This is a genomic window from Cyanobacteriota bacterium (genome assembly GCA_025054735.1).
Lineage (GTDB): Bacteria > Cyanobacteriota > Cyanobacteriia > SKYG9 > SKYG9 > SKYG9.
On sequence record JANWZG010000538.1, the window covers coordinates 1 to 2131 of the forward strand.

Sequence of the window (2131 nt, forward strand, 5' to 3'; positions counted from 1 at the left end):
ATTTCGGCTCGATCGACAACGACCCCCCCGCTGCTATGCGTTATACCGAAACCCGCTTAGCTGCCATTAGCCATGAAGCCCTACTTAGTGAGATTGGCGAAGCAACGGTAGACTTTATTCCCAACTTTGACAACTCTCAACAAGAGCCAGTGGTACTGCCAGCCCAATTGCCATTTTTGCTGTTGAATGGCAGTTCAGGGATTGCCGTAGGTATGGCCACCAATGTGCCGCCCCACAATTTAGCAGAAGTAGTAGATGGGTTGATTGCCCTCATCGATCGTCCCTCTCTACCCGACGCAGAACTATTTCAGTTAATTCCTGCGCCTGATTTTCCAACAGGGGGAGAAATTGTGAGCTTGACTGGGGTGTGGGATGCCTACCGCACTGGACGGGGGAGCATTGTGGTGCGGGGCATTACCAACTTGGAACAGGTGCAGGGTGCTAAGGGACGACGGCGGGACGCGATCGTGGTTTCTGAGTTACCCTACCAAGTCAACAAAGCTAGTTGGATTGAGAAAGTCGCCGAGCTAGTGAATCAAGGCAAAATCGAGGGCATTGCGGATATTCGAGACGAGAGCGATCGGGATGGAATGCGGGTGGTCATTGACCTTAAGCGTGAGAGTGACCCCGATAAAATCCTTGAAAAACTGTATAAACTAACAGCTTTGCAGTCTACCTTTGGGGCAATTTTCTTGGCCTTAGTGGATGGTGTGCCTCGCCAGTTGTCCCTGCGAGAGTCACTCCAAGCCTTCCTTAGGTTCCGAGAGACCACCCTCAACCGCCGCTATCGCCATGAGCGCGACCAAGCCAGCGATCGACTCCACATTGTCGAAGGTTTGTTGACCGCACTGGACAATCTAGATGCTGTGATTGACTTGTTGCGCCAAGCTCCCGATGGCAGCACTGCTGAAGCCCAACTGCAAAGTCGCTTTAACCTAAGTGAACGGCAGGCTAGCGCTATCTTAGGAATGCCCCTGCGCCGCTTAACGGGCTTGGAACGACAGAAACTTTATACAGAGAGGGACGAACTCACCCAACGGATGCAAGAGTTGGATAAGTTACTCAACGATCGTCGTGAACTGCTTAAGGCGATGAAAAAGGATTTGCGTACTCTGAAACGCAAGTACGGCGATCCCCGGCGCACTCGCCTTCCCCAGGGTGAGGCAGCGATGTATCAAGAACCGTCTCCTGAGGAACCCAGTCCCAACCAGCAAGAGCCAGAAACCAGTACTCAGGAGCTAGCTGCCAACGATCAGCATTCAATACCACCTACCCTGCCTGTGCCTGACGAGGCTCCAACCAATTCAGACCCAACCCCAATACCCATGACTCTCACCCATGGGGGAACTGGACAAGCAGTTACTGCTGATCCATCCACTGCTGATGCCGCTTCTTCTACCGTTTCCGCCATGGCAGTGCCTCCTACTCTAGAGCCAGTACCCTCCATGTCTGATGCCGAGGACGTGTTGTGGGCATGTTCAATCGAGCCAGGACAGCCCGCACGAGTTTCTACACCGTTGCCCCCACCGCCAGAATCATCTCCCGCCCGCCTCGTAACCCTGGATGCGGAGCCAGAAACAGTGTTGGAGTTTACCCACCAGGGATACGTGCGGCGATGGTCTCCCAAGCTATATGAGCAGATCCACCCATCGTCCGCCTTGGTGGCAGATGGAGCAGTTGTGTTGCCGATCGTCCCTGAACCTAATCTGTCCCCTCTAGAGAATTGGGTCATCCAAGCTCAACTCGTGAATACCCAGAACACCCTGTGGGTTGTTGTCAGCGATGGCAAACTGTACCCATTACCAGTCAGCACGATTCCCCTTACCAGTGCAGCCACAAGCCAGGGACGATCGCTATTGACACTATTGCCAGGCTCCGCAGCTTCTGCTGACAATACAGTGGTGCTTTCCATCATGCCGCCCACAGCAGACAGCCCTCAACCCGACCTCGTGCTGGTCAGCCACCAAGGCCGGATCAAGCGAATGCCATTGACAGAGGTTGCTGAGGTGTCTGGTCGGGGGCTGATGGTGATGAAGCTAAGAGAGAATGATCGTCTTGCCTATGCCACCCTGTTACAGCCCCGTGAACATGTCATCCTAGCCACCAGCACAGGGCGCATATTGCACCTTAC

General features: G+C 54.0%; 1 protein-coding gene. It reads left to right on the forward strand.

What is annotated here, in order from left to right:
• Positions 1-35: 35 nt before the first annotated feature.
• Positions 36-2131, forward strand: a 2096-nt coding sequence (locus NZ772_17850; GenBank protein MCS6815418.1) for a DNA topoisomerase, incomplete at its 3' end; no start/stop codon positions are given.